Origin of the sequence: Lewinella sp. W8, assembly GCF_004375085.3 — a bacterium.
Lineage (GTDB): Bacteria > Bacteroidota > Bacteroidia > Chitinophagales > Saprospiraceae > Neolewinella.
In genome coordinates this window covers 1-306 of the sequence record NZ_SNAQ03000089.1, presented here as the reverse complement: position 1 = coordinate 306, position 306 = coordinate 1, and the positions used below count along the sequence as shown (strand labels likewise).

General features: G+C 61.4%; 1 protein-coding gene. It reads left to right on the top strand.

What is annotated here, in order from left to right:
* A partial coding sequence (locus E1J53_RS23920) for a SprB repeat-containing protein (protein ID WP_173021637.1) occupies positions 1 to 306 on the top strand: 306 nt, incomplete at both ends.

Genomic DNA, 306 nt, shown 5'->3' with positions numbered 1-306 from the left:
TGGTGGCTACGGGCGTTACGACGGACGTCATCTGTAACGATGATGCCGGTACGAGTGACGACGGTACGATCACGCTGACGGTAGTTGGCGGCACGGCCGGCTACACTTACGCCTGGAGCAACGGTGCGACGACGCAGAACCTGAGTGGTCTTGCTGCGGGCACCTACACGGTAGTGGTCACGGACGCCAATGGCTGTACGACCACGGAAAGCTTCACGATCGACCAGCCGGAGCCCCTGGTGGCTACGGGCGTTACGACGGACGTCATCTGTAACGATGATGCCGGTACGAGCGACGACGGTACGA